The organism is Streptomyces sp. NPDC052773 (assembly GCF_044547145.1).
In the GTDB taxonomy this organism is placed as follows: domain Bacteria; phylum Actinomycetota; class Actinomycetes; order Streptomycetales; family Streptomycetaceae; genus Streptomyces.
This window is the reverse complement of the sequence record NZ_JBITZX010000013.1, coordinates 23,260-38,314: the sequence shown is the minus strand read 5'-3', so window position 1 is coordinate 38,314 and position 15,055 is coordinate 23,260. Positions and strand designations below refer to the sequence as shown.

Below are 15,055 nucleotides of genomic sequence, written 5' to 3'. Positions count from 1 at the left end.
GAACGGTTGGCTACGATCCGGACAATTACCCACATGTCGTACAGCGTTGAACGAAGTTGATCTTGCTGTCCGTGTTGGTCCGGTGGTGGCGGAACGGGCAATTCCTTCCCGAGGGGCCCTGTTTCACGAGGTAACTTGCCCCGGCTCGGCGACCGGAGTGGCGCGGCTCACGCCGTGAAGCTGACGCAAAGATCCGCCCCGGCGCCTGCTACCCTGCGTTGCCCCATGACCGCAACCGGTAGTCACCAGAGGTGCGCGTGAAGGTCGCCTGCGTCGGCGGCGGGCCCGCCGGCCTGTATCTGTCGATCCTGCTGAAGCTCCAGGACCCCGCTCACGAGATCACCGTCCACGAGCGCAACCCGGAGGGCTCCACCTACGGATGGGGCGTCACCTACTGGCGCGGCCTGCTCGACCGGCTCCACCTGCACGACCCCGAGTCGGCGCGCGCCCTCGGCGAGGCGTCCGTCCGCTGGACCGACGGCGTCGCCCACGTCGGCGACCGCACCGTCCGGCACACCGGCGACCAGGGCTTCGGCATCGGCCGCCACCGCCTGCTGGAGATCCTCGCGGCCCGCGCCCGCTCCCTCGGCGTCCGCCTGGAGTACGACCACGAGATCACCGCCGACCGGCTGCCCGACGCCGACCTCGTGGTGGCCGCCGACGGCGTCCGCAGCGCCCTGCGCACCCGCTGGGCCGACCACTTCGGCACCGAGGTGACGGCCGGCCGCAACTCCTACATCTGGCTCGGCACCACCAAGGTCTTCGACGCGTTCACCTTCGGCTTCACCGAGACCGACCACGGCTGGATCTGGTGCTACGGCTACGGCTACGGCCCCGACCGCAGCACCTGCGTGGTCGAGTGCGCCCCCGAGACCTGGACCGGCCTGGGACTGGACCGGGCGGACGAGGCCGAGGGCCTGGTCCTGCTGGAGAAGCTGTTCGCCGACGTCCTCGACGGGCACCGGCTCATCGGCCGCTCCTCGGGCGACGGCAGCGCCCCCTGGCTGACCTTCCGCACCCTCACCAACCGCACCTGGTACCGCGGCAACGTCGTCCTCGTCGGCGACGCCGCGCACACCACCCACTACTCCATCGGCGCCGGCACCACCCTCGCCCTGGAGGACGCCATCGCCCTGGCCGACGCCCTGCGCGAACCGACCACCGTGCCCGAGGCCCTCGCCCGCTACGAACGGCAGCGCAAGGCGGCCCTGCTGCCCGCGCAGAGCGCCGCCCGCTACAGCGCCCAGTGGTACGAGAACCTGCCCCGCTACATCCACCTCCCGCCCGAGCGCATGTTCGCCCTGCTCGGCCAGCGCCACTCGCCCCTGCTCCCGCACGTCCCGCCGCAGCTCTACTACCGCCTCGACCGGGCGGCAGGCAGCCTGGAGCCGCTGCGCCGGTTCAAACGCTGGCTGGGGCCGAGGGTCGCCCGCGCCGTGCACGCCCGCACCGTGGCGGGCGGACGCGGGTGACACACTGACGCCATGGAAGAGCGTGTATTCGAAAGATGGGGCCAGCGGGCGTCCGTCATCGGCCTCGGGACCTGGCAACTGGGCGCCGACTGGGGCGACGTCGACGACAAGGAAGCCCTCGCGGTGCTGGAGGCGGCCGCGGAGTCGGGCGTCACCTTCTTCGACACGGCCGACGTGTACGGCGACGGCCGCAGCGAGCAGACCATCGCCACGTTCCTGCGCGGCCGTCCCGATCTGCACGTCCTCGTCGCGACCAAGATGGGCCGCCGCGTCGACCAGATCCCCGAGAACTACGTCCTCGACAACTTCCGCGCCTGGAACGACCGGTCCCGCCGCAATCTCGGCGTCGACCGCGTCGACCTGGTGCAGCTGCACTGCCCGCCGACCCCCGTCTACTCCTCCGACGAGGTGTTCGACGCCCTCGACACCCTGGTCGCCGAGGAGCGGATCGCCGCCTACGGCGTCAGCGTGGAGACCTGCGAGGAGGCGCTCACCGCCATCGCCCGGCCGAACGTGGTCAGCGTGCAGATCATCCTCAACCCGTTCCGGATGAAGCCCCTGCGCGAGGTCCTCCCGGCCGCGCGGGAGGCCGGCGTGGGCATCATCGCCCGGGTGCCGCTCGCCTCCGGCCTGCTGTCCGGCAAGTACACCAAGGACACGGTCTTCCCGGAGAACGACCACCGCACCTACAACCGGCACGGCGAGTCCTTCGACCAGGGCGAGACCTTCTCCGGCGTCGACTTCGCCACCGGCGTCGAGGCCGCCGCCGAGTTCGCCGCCCTCGCCCCCGACGGGTACACCCCGGCCCAGCTGGCGCTGCGCTGGATCGCCCAGCAGCCCGGAGTGACCACCGTGATCCCCGGCGCCCGCTCGCCGGAACAGGCCCGCGCCAACACGGCCGCCGCCACCCTGCCGCCGCTGTCCGACGCCACGCTGGAGGCGATCCGGGACCTCTACGACCGGCGGATCAAGGACCAGGTCGAGAGCCGCTGGTAGCGCCCCGCGCACCGATGCCCCCTCGGCGGGGACAGTTCCGCCGCCGAGGGGGAACCCGGGGTGGAAGACATCAGATCGTTCACCACCGGGGAGGCAGAGTCGTGTCGGCCGCCGAAGACAACGCGAAGAGGCCCAGGGGACGCAACGAGACGGAGGAGGAGAGAGCCGACCGGATGTGGGTCGAGCTGATCCAGGAGGTGCGCGTCGCCCAGATGGGCGTGCAGATTCTGTTCGGATTCCTGCTGACCGTGGTCTTCACCCCGACGTACCGCGAGCTCCCGGACACCGACCGCACGATCTACATCGTCACCGTCGTCCTCGGTGCCGCCGCGACCGGCGCCCTGATCGGCCCGGTCTCCCTGCACCGGCTGGTCTCCGGCCGCCGGATCAAGCCGCAGGCGGTCAGCTGGGCCTCCCGGATGACCATCGTCGGCCTCTTTCTGCTGCTCGCCACCACCACCGCGTCGCTGCTGCTCATCCTGCGGGTGGCGACCCACGATCCCTTCGTTCCGTGGCTGGTCACCAGTGTCCTGCTGTGGTACCTGGTGTGCTGGTTCGGGATACCGCTGTGGGCCCGGCACCGGCACACCAGCCGCTGAGCGCCACCGGTCGGCCGTAGGTCTCCCCGGACGCCCCACGTGCCCGCGGAGACCTACGGCCGACCGGGCCTTCGCGGCCCCCGCTCAGCACTCCACGAGCGCGGGCCCCGCTCAGCGCTCCGCGCTCGCGGCCCGTGCTCAGCCCTCCGCGATGACCTCGGCCAGGAAGTCGTCCACCCGGATCCGCTCCCGGCCGGGCGGCACCACGGCGTAGGTGTCGCGCAGGAAGGCCGCGACCGCGGGCGCCCAGGCGAAGACCGCGGCGTGATGGTGCCCGCCGCCGGCGCGCGGGTCGCCGAAGAAGTCGAGCCGCAGCTCCTCCCACCGACCCGTCGCGACCGGCCGCATCCGGACGTCGCCCACGCCGACGGGCCGGCGCAGGCCGTCGGCCAGCATCTCGCGGTCCAGCCGCCACCGGGCGAGCACCCGGCCGTCATGGCTGAACACCGCGGTGACCGCGAACGGGTCCTCGGCTTCGTACCCCAGGTGGGCGAGGACCGGGAAGCGGTCCGCGGTGCCGGCCTGGAGTTGCACGACCAGGGTCCTGTGCACGAAGGGGTTCACCACAAGGCCTCCGGGGAGAAAGGACGTAGAGCCTTCCAGTACCCCCTTCACGCACACAATGCTCGGCCCTCCGGGTGATTCTCCCCGCTTCCCCTGGAAGGCTTCGTCCGCCTCAGTCGAGGGCGTCGTGCAGCGCCGGCAGGAGCGTCTTCGCCGACCAGTCCAGGAACTCCGGCTGCGATTCGCCGCCGATCTGCACCAGCGCGATCTCGGTGAAGCCGGCCTCGGCGTACGGGCGTACGGCCTCGACGAAGGCCTCCGGGTCGTCGCCGCAGGGAATGGAGTCCGCCACGTCGTCGGGCGTGACGAACTGCGTGGCCGACTCGAAGGAGTCGGGGTGCGGCAGTTCGGAGTTCACCTTCCAGCCGTTGCCGAACCAGCGGAACTGGGCGTGCGCCCGCTTGATCGCCGCGTCGCGGTCGGTGTCGTAGCACACCGGAAGCTGGCCCACCCGCGGCTTGCCCGCACCGCCGTGCCGGTCGAACGCCTCCAGCAGCCCCGACTTGGGCTCGGTGGCGATGACCAGGTCCGCCAGCCGTCCCGCCAGCGCACAGGAGCGGTCCCCGGAGACGGCGATGCCGATCGGCGGCGGCTCGTCGGGCAGATCCCACAGCCGGGCCGACTGCACGTCGAAGTGCTCACCGCGGTGGGTGACGTGCCCGCCGTCGAACAGGGCCCGGATGATCTCGACGGCCTCCTCCAGCATCTCGTGGCGCACGTCCACCGGAGGCCAGCCGCCGCCCACCACGTGCTCGTTCAGGTTCTCGCCCGAGCCGAGCCCGAGCCGGAACCGGCCCTCGGTCAGCAACTGCAGGGTCGCCGCCTTCTGAGCCACCACCGCCGGGTGATAGCGGAAGGTCGGGCAGGTCACGTACGTCATGAGCGGGATACGGGACGTCGCCTGCGCCGCCGCGCCCAGCACCGCCCACGCGTACGGTGAGTGCCCCTGCGAACGCAGCCACGGAAAGTAGTGGTCCGAGGTCACCGAGAAGTCGAAGCCGGCCTCCTCGGCCCGCACCACATGCTCGACGAGCTCACGGGGCCCGGCCTGCTCGGTCATCATCGTGTATCCGATTTGCACCATAACGGGCGAGTCCCCGGCCGGGCGGAGCGAAAACGGGACACGTGTGACCCGTGGGAAAAGCAGTCCGACCCGCCCCTCCCCACCCGCTGATCGCGGGGGAGAGGATGACCGCATGAGTGTGCGCCCGCTGCCTTCGAGCACCCCCGCCGCCCAGGGTGTCGACGCCTCCGGTGTCCTCGCCTTCCTCGACGCCCTCGACGCCGCCCCCGAGATCGAGCCGCACAGCCTGATGATCCTGCGCCACGGCCATGTCGTGGCCGCCGGCTGGTGGGCTCCGTACACCCCGGACCGCCCCCAGCTGCTGTACTCGCTCAGCAAGAGCTTCACGGCGACCGCCGCCGCGCTCGCCGCCGCCGAGGGACTGATCGACTTCGACGCCCCGGTGATCTCGTACTTCCCCGAGTTCGCCGCCGACATCACCGACCCGCGCAGCCGCGCCATGCTGGTCCGGCACGTGGCGACCATGGCCGGCGGCCACCTCGCCGAGACCCTCGACGCGGCCCGCGCCCTCGACCCCGCGGAGCTGGTGCGCGGCTTCCTGCTGCTGCCCCCCGACCGCGACCCCGGCACCGTCTTCGCCTACAACCAGCCCACCACCTACACCCTCGCGGCAATCGTCCAGCGGGTCACCGGACAACCGCTCACCGACTTTCTGCGCCCGCGCCTGTTCGACCCGCTCGGCATCGGCGAGGCCGCCTGGCTGCGCGACCGCACCGGCCGCGAACTCGGCTTCAGCGGACTGCACGCCACGACGGACGCCGTCGCCCGGCTCGGTCAGCTCTACCTGAACGACGGCGTCTGGGAGGGCGTACGGCTCCTGCCCGAGGGCTGGGTCGCCGAGGCCACCCGCCCGCACATACCGACCGCCGGAGGCATGGGCGACACCGACCGCGCGGACTGGGACCAAGGCTACGGCTGCCAGTTCTGGATGTCCCGGCACGGCTACCGCGGCGACGGCGCCTACGGCCAGTTCTGCCTGGTCCTGCCCGAACACGACGCGGTGGTCGTGACGACCGCCCAGACCGAGCGCATGCAGCAGCTCCTCGACCTGGTCTGGGAACACCTCCTGCCCGCCTTCGGCACAGCACCCCCGACCGGCCGCGAGCGAACGGAGGCCGCCCTCCGCGAGCGGCTGTCCCGCCTCGCACTGGCCCCGGCCCCGGGCCGGACGACGCCCCCGCAGCGGGCGGACGACTGGGCCGCCGCCGCGTTCATCCCGAAGGGCGGGGTCTGCGCCGCCCAGCCCGGCCTGTCGGCGGTCGCCGTACGCGAGGACGCGGACGGCTGGACGGTGGCGCTCACCGACGACGGCCACGACCTCGTGCTGCGCCTCGGCGACGGAGCGGGGTGGACCGTGGCCGAGGAACCCGTCCCCACGGCCGTCAGCGGCGGCTGGACGGACCCCGGGACGCTCGCCCTGGACGTGCTCTTCCTGGAGACCCCGCACCACCTGCTGATCACCTGCACGCTCCCGGACCGCACGTTCACCGCCCGCTGGAGCACCCAGCCCCTGCACGGCGGCCCGCTGCGCACCCGGCGCGCCCCGCGTCCGCCGTCTGCCTGACGGGGGCGGGGTTCGCCGGTCCGTCAGTCCGGCGGGATGCGGAAGGTGCGCAGGGCGGTGTCCAGGGCCCGCTGGTTCGCCGCCGCCTCGAAGTCGTCGGCGGGGGCCGTCCAGCGCAGCGAGTAGCCCCGGCCGCCACCGATGAGGAAGCCCCGCCCGAACGTGCGCACCCGGGTCCCGCCCTCCCCGGCGACCCACTCCATGTCGGCGGCCTCGCGGCCCTGGTACGTGGTCGCCCGGATCGCGCCGAGCCGCCGGTACCCGTCCGCGCCGCTCTTCAGCCCCGGCTCCACGTCGTCACGCCAGACCGCCACCGGGTCCGGGCCGACCCGCTCGCTGTAGGTCACCGCGAGCGTGCGGTCGTCGCCGTCCGTGCCGAGCACCACCCGGTACGCCACGTCCGAGACGCGGGTGGTGCGCAGCGGACGCCAGTCGTCGGGGAGGGCGACGGAGAAACCCTCCGGGGCGGCGTAGGTGCGGAATCCCTCGGGGAGCCCGGTGGGGCCCGGCGCGGGCGTACGCGCGGGCGGTTCGGCCGCGGGCGGGGTACCGGGCGGGCTCGGACGGGCGGAGCCGGGCGCCGACGGGCCGGTGCCGGCGCCTGTGCCGGAGTCGCCCCGCCCGCCCGGCCCGCCGGACGCGGACGGCCGGGCCGGCGGGGCGTCGGCCGCGGTGGGGCCGCCGTCCGGCAGGGCCATCGTCGTCACGAGGACGGCCACCGCGACCGTGACCACCGCCAGGGCCGTCCCGGCGACCATGGTGCGCCTGCTCCACCCCGGCGCGGCATGGCAGACGGCGGCGTAGGCGCGCCGCACCCGGGGCTGCGGCGCGCTCGGCACGGGCGCCCCCGGGTCCTCGTGCAGCACCCGCAGCAGGGCCGCGCGGACCACCTGCCGGGTCAGCCGCTCCCGCGCGTCCTTGCGCAGCAGCCCCTGGACGACCCGGGCGAGCGGCCCGGCGCGCACCGGGGTGCGCAGCGGGAGCCGGTCCACGCCCCGCAGCGTCACCTCCGGCCGGTCCCGCTCACGGAACGGCGGACGCCCCTCGACCAGGGTGTACAGCACGGCGCCCAGCGCCCACAGGTCCGCCGCCGGGCCCACGCGCTCGTCGCGGGCCTGCTCGGGAGAGGCGTACGACGGTGCCGTCAGCCGCGGGGCGAGGGTCGCCCCCGCCAGTCCGAAGCCGGTGACCACGACCGGGCCCCGCTCCGGCACGACGACCTGGCCGGGGCTCAGCTCGCCGTGCGTGACGCCCTCGGCGTGCGCCGCGTCCAGCACGTCCAGCAGCTCCAGCCCGATCCGCGCCGCCCGCACGTAGTGGAACGGCCCGCGCTCCGCGAGGAGTTCGCCGAGCGGGGTGCCGCCGACCCAGTCGGAGACGGTCCACAGGACGTCGTCCTCCACGACCGCGTCCAGCACCGGCGCAACCCGCCCGGGGCACAGCCGCTCCACCGTCTCCGAGACGCGGATCACCCGGCCGACGATCCGCCGCCCCCCGTCCCCGCCCGGCGCCTCCGGCAGCCGGGTCCCGGTGACCAGACACGGCCGGCCGGCCTCGATGTCCTCCCCGTACCAGCAGACGCGGTTCGTCTCGCGGTGGACGACGTCGAGGAGCCGGTACCTCCCCGCCACCGACTGCTGCGCGCCGACGTACGCCTCGCCCATGGTCATCCCTCGTTGAACGCCCGGCTCTCACCCTTTGCCAGTGGTACGAGAGTCACGGCGGCGCGCGTTCAACGCGCGGGCGTGTATTCGGGCCGGCGGCGCAGTTTTGACGACGGGTCAGTCTCCGTCCCGCCCGCCCCCTGCCCGCCCGCTACGAGCCCAGCACCCTCGCCCAGTCCCGTGGCACCCTCCCCGCCGGTCCCGGCGCCGGCTGATCGGAGGGGTGGCTGACGGGCGGGGCGAGCGCCGGGCCGGAGTCGTACAGCGTCTCCGTGGCGAAGTCCCAGAACCACTCCTCGCCCGGCTCGTAACTCTGCACCAGCGGATGCCCGGTGGCCCGGTAGTGGGCCGTGGCGTGCTGCGCGGGCGACGAGTCGCAGCAGCCCACGTGCCCGCACCGGGCGCAGCGCCGCAGATGGAACCACCAGCCGCCGTCGGCCTCGCACTCCACGCACCCGGCGCCGCTCGGCGGCACGCTCGGGTCGATTCCGTTCGGCTCGGTCATGCCGGTTCCTCCAAGGGTTGGGGAGGCGTCTCGTCCTCCGTGGCGGTGAGCGGGAGCAGCACCTGGAAGCGGGTGTCGCCGGGCACGGAGTCCACCTGGAGGCTGCCGTGGTGCTTGTTGACCACGATCCGCCAGGAGATGTCCAGGCCGAGCCCGGTGCCCTCGCCGACCGGCTTGGTGGTGAAGAACGGGTCGAAGATCCGGTCGCGGATCTCCGGCGCCACCCCGGGCCCGGTGTCCCGGAACTCCACCAGCAGCCGGTCGTGTTCGAGCGCGGTCCGCACCGTCAGCGTCCCCTCCCCGCCCGCGCTGTTGATCGCGGAGACCGCGTTGTCGATCAGGTTCGTCCACACCTGGTTCAGCTCCGCCGGGTAGGCGGGGATCGGCGGGAGCGTACGGTCGTACTCCTTGACGACCTCGATCCGCTCGCCGATCTTCCCGGACAGCATCAGCAGGGTGCTGTCGAGGAGTTCGTGGACGTCGGCGATGCGGTAGGGCGCGCGGTCGAGCTGCGAGTACTGCTTGGCCGCGTCGACCAGGTGGGAGATGCGGGTGGTGGCGTCCGCGATCTCGTCCATCAGCAGCTCGGTCTCCACCGTGTAGTTGAGCCAGCCGATCGCGCCCGGCAGCACCGATTCGTCGACGGCCGCGGCGACCTGGTCCAGCCAGTCCAGGTCGAGCCCGGCCTGCACGAAGGTGGGCGCGAGCCGCCAGCCGTCCGGGATGCCGTGGTCGTCCAGCCAGTCGGCGACGGCGTCCTCGCGGTCGGAGGCCTCCAGCGGGCTGAGCGCGGGCGCCTTGCCGACCCGCTCGGCGGTGCGCTCCTGGATCTCGATCAGATGCGCCAGCACCTCGCGCGGATACGGCCCCGCCGAGATGACGCTCAGCTTGTGCCGCATCTTCGCCACCCGCTCGCGCAGCGCCTCGGTGGCCCGCACGGCCGCCGCCGCGGGGTTGTTCAGCTCGTGGGTGAGCCCGGCGGACAGCGAACCGAGCGCCAGCAGCCGCTCCCGCTGCCCGATCATCCGCTGGGTGTTCTTCGAACCGAAGAACAGGCCCTCCAGCAGATGCACCGCCATCGGGAACCACTCGCGCATGATGCTCGCGAACGTGTCGGCGGGCAGCACGAAGAAGCGGGTCGGCTCGGTCACCCGCATCGAGTTGTTGTAGACCTGCCGGACCCGGTCGCCGATGTACGCCTGCATGGCGCCCGCGTACACCCCGCGCTGTGAGGTCCGGGTGACCTCGACGTCGTCGCCGCCGACCCGCCGGGACAGCACGACGGTGCCCTCCAGCATCACGTAGAAGCAGGTCGCGGGCTCGCCCTCGGTGTAGACGGGCCCCGGCTCGAACCGCTCCACCCGCCCCTCGGCGCACAGCCGGCCCAGCTGCTCCGGGCCCAGCTTCTCGAACAGGAAGAGCGAGCCGATCTCCCGCGGGCTGCACGGCATCGGCTGCCCGCTCACGACTGCTCCAGGTAGCGGTGGACGAGCATCACGGCCATGGCTCCCTCTCCGACGGCGGACGCGACCCGCTTCGCGGACTCGGCGCGCGCGTCACCCGCGACGAACACCCCGGGCACATTGGTCTCCAGGTGGTACGGCGGCCGGTCCAGCTCCCAGCCCGCGGGCGGCCGCCCGTCCGGGGTCAGGTCGGGTCCGGCGAGGATGAACCCGCGCTCGTCGCGCTCCACGGTGCCGTCCAGCCAGTCCGTCAGCGGGGCCGCGCCGATGAACACGAACAGCCACTGGGCGTCGACCCGCTCGCTGTGCCCGGTCGCGGTGTCCCGCAGCGTCAGCGCCTCCAGGTGACCGGAGCCGTGCGCGGCCTCCACGACCGTGCCGCAGCGCACCGAGATGTTCGGCGCCCGCTCGATCTGCTGGATCAGATAGTGCGACATGGACGCGGCCAGCGACTGGCCGCGCACCAGCAGCGTCACCGACTTCGCGCCGCGCGCCAGGTACATCGCCGCCTGCCCGGCGGAGTTGGCGCCGCCCACGATGTACACGTCCTGGCCCTGGCAGCCGGACGCCTCGGTCAGCGCCGACCCGTAGAACACCCCGCACCCGGTCAGCTCGGCCAGGCCCGGCGCGTCGAGCTGCCGGTACGACACGCCGGTCGCGAGGATCACGCTGTGCGCGGCGACCGCCGAGCCGTCGGAGAACCGTACGACCCGCGCGGACCCGCTGACCTCCAGGCCCGTCACCTCTCGCGCGGTCAAAACCTCGGCGCCGAACTTGGCCGCCTGCCGCCGCGCCCGGTCGGTGAGCTGCGCGCCCGACACGCCGTCGGGGAAGCCCAGATAGTTCTCGATGCGGGAACTCTGCCCGGCCTGCCCGCCGGTCGCCGACCGCTCCACCAGCACCGTGCGCAGTCCCTCCGAGGCCCCGTACACCGCCGCGCCGAGCCCGGCCGGGCCGCCGCCGACGACCACCAGGTCGTAGAACTCGGCGGCCGGCGTGGTCGCGAGTCCCACCCGCGCGGCGAGGTCCGGCGCCTCCGGCTCGACCAGCGGCGTCCCGTCCGGGGTGACCACCAGCGGCAGCCGGGTGCCGTCCTCCCCGGCCGCGGCCAGCAGCCGCCGCCCCTCCGGCTCGTCGGACGCGTACCAGCGGTACGGCACCTGGTTGCGGGCCAGGAACTCCCGTACGTCCGAGGAGCGCGCCGACCACCGGTGCCCGACCACCTTGGTGCTGGGCACGGGCCGGTGGTCGCCGGCCCGCCATGCCTGGAGCAGGTCGTCGAGGACCGGGTACAGCTTCTCCTCGGGCGGGTCCCACGGCTTGAGCAGATAGTGGTCCAGGTCGACGACGTTGATCGCGTCGATCGCCGCGTTCGTGTCCGCGTACGCGGTCAGCAGGACCCGCCGCGCCCCCGGATACACGTCCAGGGCCTGCTCCAGGAACTCGATGCCGTTCATCTGCGGCATCCGGTAGTCGGCGAGGATCACCGCCACCAGGTCGCCGCGCAGCTTCAGCTCGCGCAGCGCCTCGAGCGCGGACTCCCCGGACTCGGCACGCACGATCCGGTACGACGCCCCGTAGCGCCGTCTGAGATCGCGGGCGACGGCGCGGGAGACCCCCGGGTCGTCGTCCACGGTCAGAATGACGGTCCGCGCTGTGTCGGCGGCCTGTGCCATACGTCTCCCACCCCCGGCGGTCGGACATCCCGCCGCGGTGTCCCCGTCGTCACCAGGGCGGCTTCCGCCATCGTAGGTGCGATGGCCCGGCTTCGCTCAGGTATGCGAAAGGCCCGGTCAGGCGGTGTGGGCGCCCAGCACGCAGAACTCGTTCCCCTCCGGGTCGGCGAGCACCACCCACGACTGCTCGCCCTGCCCCACGTCCGCGTGCCGGGCGCCGAGCGCGAGCAGCCGCTCGACCTCGGCCTCCTGGTCGTCGGGGCGGAAGTCGAGGTGGAGGCGGTTCTTGACCGACTTGGCCTCCGGGACCGGGACGAACAGCAGCCCCGGCAGCCGCTCCGGCTCCGGCCGGATCTCGAACTCGTCGGGGGAGTCGTTGATCACGGTCCAGCCGAGGGCGTCGGCCCACCAGCGGCCCAGGGCGACGGGATCGGCGGCGTCGACGATGATCTGCTCCCAGACAAGGCTCATGCCGGCAGCGTAGGGAACACTGACGGTGATCGCCGAACGGACGAGTGACGGTCGAGGAAGAGGAGGCGGCGGGATGACACGCCCGATCACCGCAGGGGTGGACGGAACCGAGGAGAGCCACGCGGCGCTGGCCTGGGCGGCCCGGGAGGCCGTCCGGCGCGGGCGGGGCCTGCGCGTGGTGCACGCCTGGCGGTTCGCACCGCACGAGACCGTGGACGGCGACCGGGACACCCAGGCCCGCTGGGTGCGGAAGGCGACGGAGAGCGCCGTCCAGGAGGTCACCGAGCGGCACACCGGCCTCGACGTGACGACCGAGGTGGCGGAGGGCGACGCCGTCGGGACGCTGGTCGCCGCCGCGGCGGAGGCGGAGCTGCTGGTGCTCGGCTCGCGTGGACACGGCCGGGTCGTGGGCTTCCTGCTCGGCTCGGTCGGACAGCAGGTGATCGCCGAGGCCGCCGCGCCCGTCGTGCTGGTCCGCTCCGGGGGCCGCGCCGCGGACGAGGCGGAGGGCCGCGAGATCGTCGTCGGCCAGGAGGGCGATCCCGAGGACGGCGCCGCCGCGCTGCGGTTCGCGTTCGAGACGGCGGCGGCGCGCGGGGCGACCCTGCGCGCGGTGCGGGCCTGGACGCTGCCGCCGGTCTTCGCCTACAGCCCGGCCTCCCTGAAGCTCCTCGACGAGGCCGGCGGCCCGGTGCCGTACGAGAAGAAGGCGCTGAGCGAGGCGTTGCAGCCGTGGCGGGAGCGGTTCCCGCAGGTCCCGGTGGTCGAGCACGTCGAGATGGGCAGCGCGGGGCAGGTGCTGCTGGACGTGTCCGCGCGGGCCCAGCTGGTGGTCGTCGGGCGCCGCGCCCGGCGGACCGCCGTGGGCGCCCGGATCGGCTCCGTCGCCCACGGGGTGCTGCACCACGCGCCGTGCCCGGTCGCGGTGGTGCCGCCCGCCTGATCACTCGGGCGCCGGGGGCTCCAGGGTCTTGCGGGCGCGCGGCAGGATGTTCTCGACGTAGTCCTTCACGGCCGTGTCGAGGCCGATGTCGTGCTGGGCCCGCTCGGAGAGGTACCAGCGGTGTTCCAGCAGCTGGTGGTAGATCTCGGCCGGGTCCATGCCGCCGCGCAGCTCCGGCGGCACGGCGCGGACGGTGGGCCGGAACACCTCCCGCACCCAGCGGTGCGCCAGCACCTCCGGGCGGGCCGCCAGGGGGTCGCCGGGCGCGTAGTCGTCCTGGGTGGCCATCCAGGACTCCAGGTCGCTGAGCAGCCGCCGCGCCTGGTTCTCCTCGGTGTCCAGCCCGGTCAGCCGCAGCAGCTGCCGCTGGTGGTGGCCGGCGTCGACGACCTTCGGTACGAAGGTGACGGTGTCGCCGTTGGCGGAGTGGTCGATCTGCATCTCGGCCACGTCGAAACCGAGGTCGTTGAGGCGGCGTATCCGGCGTTCGATGTAGTGGTACTTGCCCGCCGGGTAGACGGAGGTGCGGGTCAGCTCCTTCCACAGCCCCTGGTAGCGGGCGCAGATCTCGGTGCCGAACGCGATCGGGTCGACGGACGGGTGCAGCGCCCCGGACGCCTCCAGGTCGAGGAGTTCACCGCTGATGTTGACCCGGGCGAGGTCCAGGTCGTAGTCGCGCTGCCCGTCGCTGAGCCGGGCGTGCAGCTCACCGGTCTCGGCGTCCACGAGGTAGGCGGCGTAGGCGCCCGCGTCCCGCCGGAACAGGGTGTTGGACAGCGAGCAGTCGCCCCACGCGAACCCGGCCAGGTGCAGCCGCACCAGCAGCACCGCGAGCGCGTCCATGAGCCGGTGCATGGTCGCGGGCCGCATGGTCGTCTCGAACATCGAGCGGTACGGCATCGAGCCGCCCAGGTGCCGGGTGATCAGCACCGGCTCCAGCGGCTCGCCGTCCGCGTCCGTACGGCCAGTGACCACGGCGAGGGCGTCGACCGCCGGGATGCCGAGCCGGTCCAGGTCGCGCAGCAGCTCGTACTCGCGCAGGGCCGGCCGCTCGGCCAGCTCCTTCACGGCGACCACCTCGTCGCCCGCCCGGGCGTACCGCACCACGTGCCGGGAGATACCGCGCGGCAGCGGGACCAGGTACTCCTCCGGCCACTCCTCCAGCGGAAGGTGCCAGGGGAGTTCGAGCAGGAGCGCGGGGTGCTCCGGGTTGGTGGCGCTGATGTGCAAAGCCATGGCCTGACCTTAACGGCGACGGCACGGACCAGGGCCTGCCCGGTCTCAGGCGGCCCGTTCCGCCGCGTGCAGCGCCGCGTCCCGCACCGGGCCGCGGTGGACGGGCCCGTGTCCGGGCAGCAGGACGTCCGCGTCCAGCCCGGCGAGCACGTCCAGCGAGGCCACCGCGCGGGCCCGCTCGTGGTGGAACATGTCCGGCAGCAGCTGCGGGCCCTTCGCGCGGGCCGTGGGATGGCCGCTGACCAGCGCGTCGCCGGTGATCAGCACCCCGGTGTCCGGCAGGTGGTAGGCGCAGTGGCCCAGGGTGTGGCCCGGGGTGTGCACCGGCACGGGGCGTCCGGGCAGGTCGAGCGGGCCCGCCGCCGGCAACGGCTCGGGCGCGGCGACGGGGACGTGCGCGGTGCCGCCGGAGCGCAGCGCGTGCACCGCCCACGGCAGCACGCCCGGCCGCCAGCCGTTGCGCAGCACCCGCCCGATGGACACCTGGTGCAGGAACTCACGCCGCGCGTGCGGCACTTCGGCCTCGTGCAGACGGACGGGCGTGCCGTGGGTCGCGCGCAGGTACTCCGCCGACCCGAGGTGGTCGTTGTGGGCGTGGGTGATGAGCACGGCCGCGACCGCCTCCGGTGAACTCCCCACCGCGGCGAGGGAGTCCAGGACCAGCTCCCGGTCCCCGGGGTAGCCGGTGTCGACCAGCGTGACCGCGTCCCCCTCCGTCAGGATCACCCAGTTGGTGTTGCTGCCGTGCACCAGGTAGGCGCCGTCCGCGACGTGCCGCACATCTGCCCGCATCTTCGTCCCGCGTGGTGAGATCCGTC

Annotated in this window: 14 protein-coding genes; 5 read left to right on the top strand and 9 right to left on the bottom strand. The window is 73.5% G+C overall.

Translation table 11 applies throughout. The features are described 5' to 3' along the window. Nucleotides 1–251 precede the first annotated feature (251 nt). The 3 genes from ACIG0D_RS26000 to ACIG0D_RS25990 all read left to right on the top strand — a co-directional run bounded on the left by ACIG0D_RS26000 (nucleotide 252) and on the right by ACIG0D_RS25990 (nucleotide 3,067). Nucleotides 252–1,472 (top strand): FAD-dependent monooxygenase, encoded by a 1,221-nt coding sequence (locus tag ACIG0D_RS26000; protein ID WP_399805379.1) that lies wholly within the window; start codon nucleotides 252–254, stop codon nucleotides 1,470–1,472. A 12-nt stretch (nucleotides 1,473–1,484) separates the two neighbouring features. Continuing rightward, nucleotides 1,485–2,468 carry an aldo/keto reductase gene (locus tag ACIG0D_RS25995; protein ID WP_399805377.1) on the top strand — a complete coding sequence of 328 codons (984 nt, stop codon included), beginning with the start codon at nucleotides 1,485–1,487 and terminating at the stop codon, nucleotides 2,466–2,468. 101 nt (nucleotides 2,469–2,569) lie between these two features. After that, on the top strand, nucleotides 2,570–3,067 hold the full coding sequence (locus ACIG0D_RS25990; protein WP_399805375.1) for a DUF6328 family protein: 498 nt from the start codon (nucleotides 2,570–2,572) through the stop codon (nucleotides 3,065–3,067). Nucleotides 3,068–3,205: 138 nt separating this feature from the next. On the opposite strand, the gene ACIG0D_RS25985 is transcribed toward ACIG0D_RS25990, so the two are convergent. Both ACIG0D_RS25985 and ACIG0D_RS25980 read right to left on the bottom strand, forming a co-directional pair. Further along, complete coding sequence (locus tag ACIG0D_RS25985; protein WP_399805373.1) at nucleotides 3,206–3,631, bottom strand: SsgA family sporulation/cell division regulator; 426 nt, start codon at nucleotides 3,629–3,631, stop codon at nucleotides 3,206–3,208. Nucleotides 3,632–3,743: 112 nt separating this feature from the next. Continuing rightward, the gene (locus tag ACIG0D_RS25980) at nucleotides 3,744–4,715 is read right to left on the bottom strand and encodes an LLM class F420-dependent oxidoreductase (protein WP_399805371.1); all 972 of its coding nucleotides are present in this window, start codon (nucleotides 4,713–4,715) and stop codon (nucleotides 3,744–3,746) included. Between the two features lie 112 nt (nucleotides 4,716–4,827). Between ACIG0D_RS25980 and ACIG0D_RS25975 the strand changes: the two genes are divergently transcribed. Beyond that, a complete protein-coding gene (locus ACIG0D_RS25975) occupies nucleotides 4,828–6,279 on the top strand; it encodes a serine hydrolase domain-containing protein (RefSeq protein ID WP_399805369.1) in 1,452 nt (483 codons plus the stop codon). A gap of 23 nt (nucleotides 6,280–6,302) precedes the next feature. Here ACIG0D_RS25975 and ACIG0D_RS25970 read toward each other — a convergent pair whose 3' ends face one another. From ACIG0D_RS25970 to ACIG0D_RS25950, 5 genes are all read right to left on the bottom strand, one after another. Beyond that, entirely contained in the window at nucleotides 6,303–7,949 is a 1,647-nt protein-coding gene (locus ACIG0D_RS25970; protein ID WP_399805368.1) for a serine/threonine protein kinase, read from the bottom strand. A gap of 145 nt (nucleotides 7,950–8,094) precedes the next feature. Next, complete coding sequence (locus ACIG0D_RS25965; RefSeq protein WP_399805366.1) at nucleotides 8,095–8,448, bottom strand: UBP-type zinc finger domain-containing protein; 354 nt, start codon at nucleotides 8,446–8,448, stop codon at nucleotides 8,095–8,097. Next, nucleotides 8,445–9,899 (bottom strand): ATP-binding protein, encoded by a 1,455-nt coding sequence (locus ACIG0D_RS25960; RefSeq protein ID WP_399805702.1) that lies wholly within the window; start codon nucleotides 9,897–9,899, stop codon nucleotides 8,445–8,447. Before ACIG0D_RS25960 ends, ACIG0D_RS25965 begins: the two co-directional genes overlap by 4 nt. A gap of 11 nt (nucleotides 9,900–9,910) precedes the next feature. Next, a complete protein-coding gene (locus ACIG0D_RS25955; protein WP_399805364.1) occupies nucleotides 9,911–11,587 on the bottom strand; it encodes an FAD-dependent oxidoreductase in 1,677 nt (558 codons plus the stop codon). A gap of 117 nt (nucleotides 11,588–11,704) precedes the next feature. Then, nucleotides 11,705–12,058: a VOC family protein gene (locus tag ACIG0D_RS25950; protein WP_399805362.1), complete on the bottom strand. Its 354-nt coding sequence runs from the start codon at nucleotides 12,056–12,058 to the stop codon at nucleotides 11,705–11,707. Nucleotides 12,059–12,131: 73 nt separating this feature from the next. On the opposite strand from ACIG0D_RS25950, the gene ACIG0D_RS25945 reads away from it, so the two are divergent. Further along, the gene (locus ACIG0D_RS25945; RefSeq protein ID WP_399805360.1) at nucleotides 12,132–13,001 is read left to right on the top strand and encodes a universal stress protein; all 870 of its coding nucleotides are present in this window, start codon (nucleotides 12,132–12,134) and stop codon (nucleotides 12,999–13,001) included. On the opposite strand, the gene ACIG0D_RS25940 is transcribed toward ACIG0D_RS25945, so the two are convergent. Then, the gene (locus ACIG0D_RS25940) at nucleotides 13,002–14,237 is read right to left on the bottom strand and encodes a DUF4032 domain-containing protein (protein ID WP_399805358.1); all 1,236 of its coding nucleotides are present in this window, start codon (nucleotides 14,235–14,237) and stop codon (nucleotides 13,002–13,004) included. 45 nt (nucleotides 14,238–14,282) lie between these two features. Beyond that, nucleotides 14,283–15,029 carry an MBL fold metallo-hydrolase gene (locus ACIG0D_RS25935; RefSeq protein ID WP_399805356.1) on the bottom strand — a complete coding sequence of 249 codons (747 nt, stop codon included), beginning with the start codon at nucleotides 15,027–15,029 and terminating at the stop codon, nucleotides 14,283–14,285. Nucleotides 15,030–15,055 lie beyond the last annotated feature (26 nt).

Bases quoted from the DNA above. Each gene is read 5' to 3' on its own strand.
- ACIG0D_RS25965 (WP_399805366.1), bottom strand. From the start codon at position 8,448: ATGACCGAGCCGAACGGAATCGACCCGAGCGTGCCGCCGAGCGGCGCC.
- ACIG0D_RS25995 (WP_399805377.1), top strand. From the start codon at position 1,485: ATGGAAGAGCGTGTATTCGAAAGATGGGGCCAGCGGGCGTCCGTCATC.
- ACIG0D_RS25975 (WP_399805369.1), top strand. From the start codon at position 4,828: ATGAGTGTGCGCCCGCTGCCTTCGAGCACCCCCGCCGCCCAGGGTGTC.
- ACIG0D_RS25970 (WP_399805368.1), bottom strand. From the start codon at position 7,949: ATGACCATGGGCGAGGCGTACGTCGGCGCGCAGCAGTCGGTGGCGGGG.
- ACIG0D_RS25940 (WP_399805358.1), bottom strand. From the start codon at position 14,237: ATGGCTTTGCACATCAGCGCCACCAACCCGGAGCACCCCGCGCTCCTG.
- ACIG0D_RS25960 (WP_399805702.1), bottom strand. From the start codon at position 9,899: ATGCCGTGCAGCCCGCGGGAGATCGGCTCGCTCTTCCTGTTCGAGAAG.
- ACIG0D_RS25955 (WP_399805364.1), bottom strand. From the start codon at position 11,587: ATGGCACAGGCCGCCGACACAGCGCGGACCGTCATTCTGACCGTGGAC.
- ACIG0D_RS25945 (WP_399805360.1), top strand. From the start codon at position 12,132: ATGACACGCCCGATCACCGCAGGGGTGGACGGAACCGAGGAGAGCCAC.
- ACIG0D_RS25950 (WP_399805362.1), bottom strand. From the start codon at position 12,058: ATGAGCCTTGTCTGGGAGCAGATCATCGTCGACGCCGCCGATCCCGTC.
- ACIG0D_RS25935 (WP_399805356.1), bottom strand. From the start codon at position 15,029: ATGCGGGCAGATGTGCGGCACGTCGCGGACGGCGCCTACCTGGTGCAC.
- ACIG0D_RS25980 (WP_399805371.1), bottom strand. From the start codon at position 4,715: ATGGTGCAAATCGGATACACGATGATGACCGAGCAGGCCGGGCCCCGT.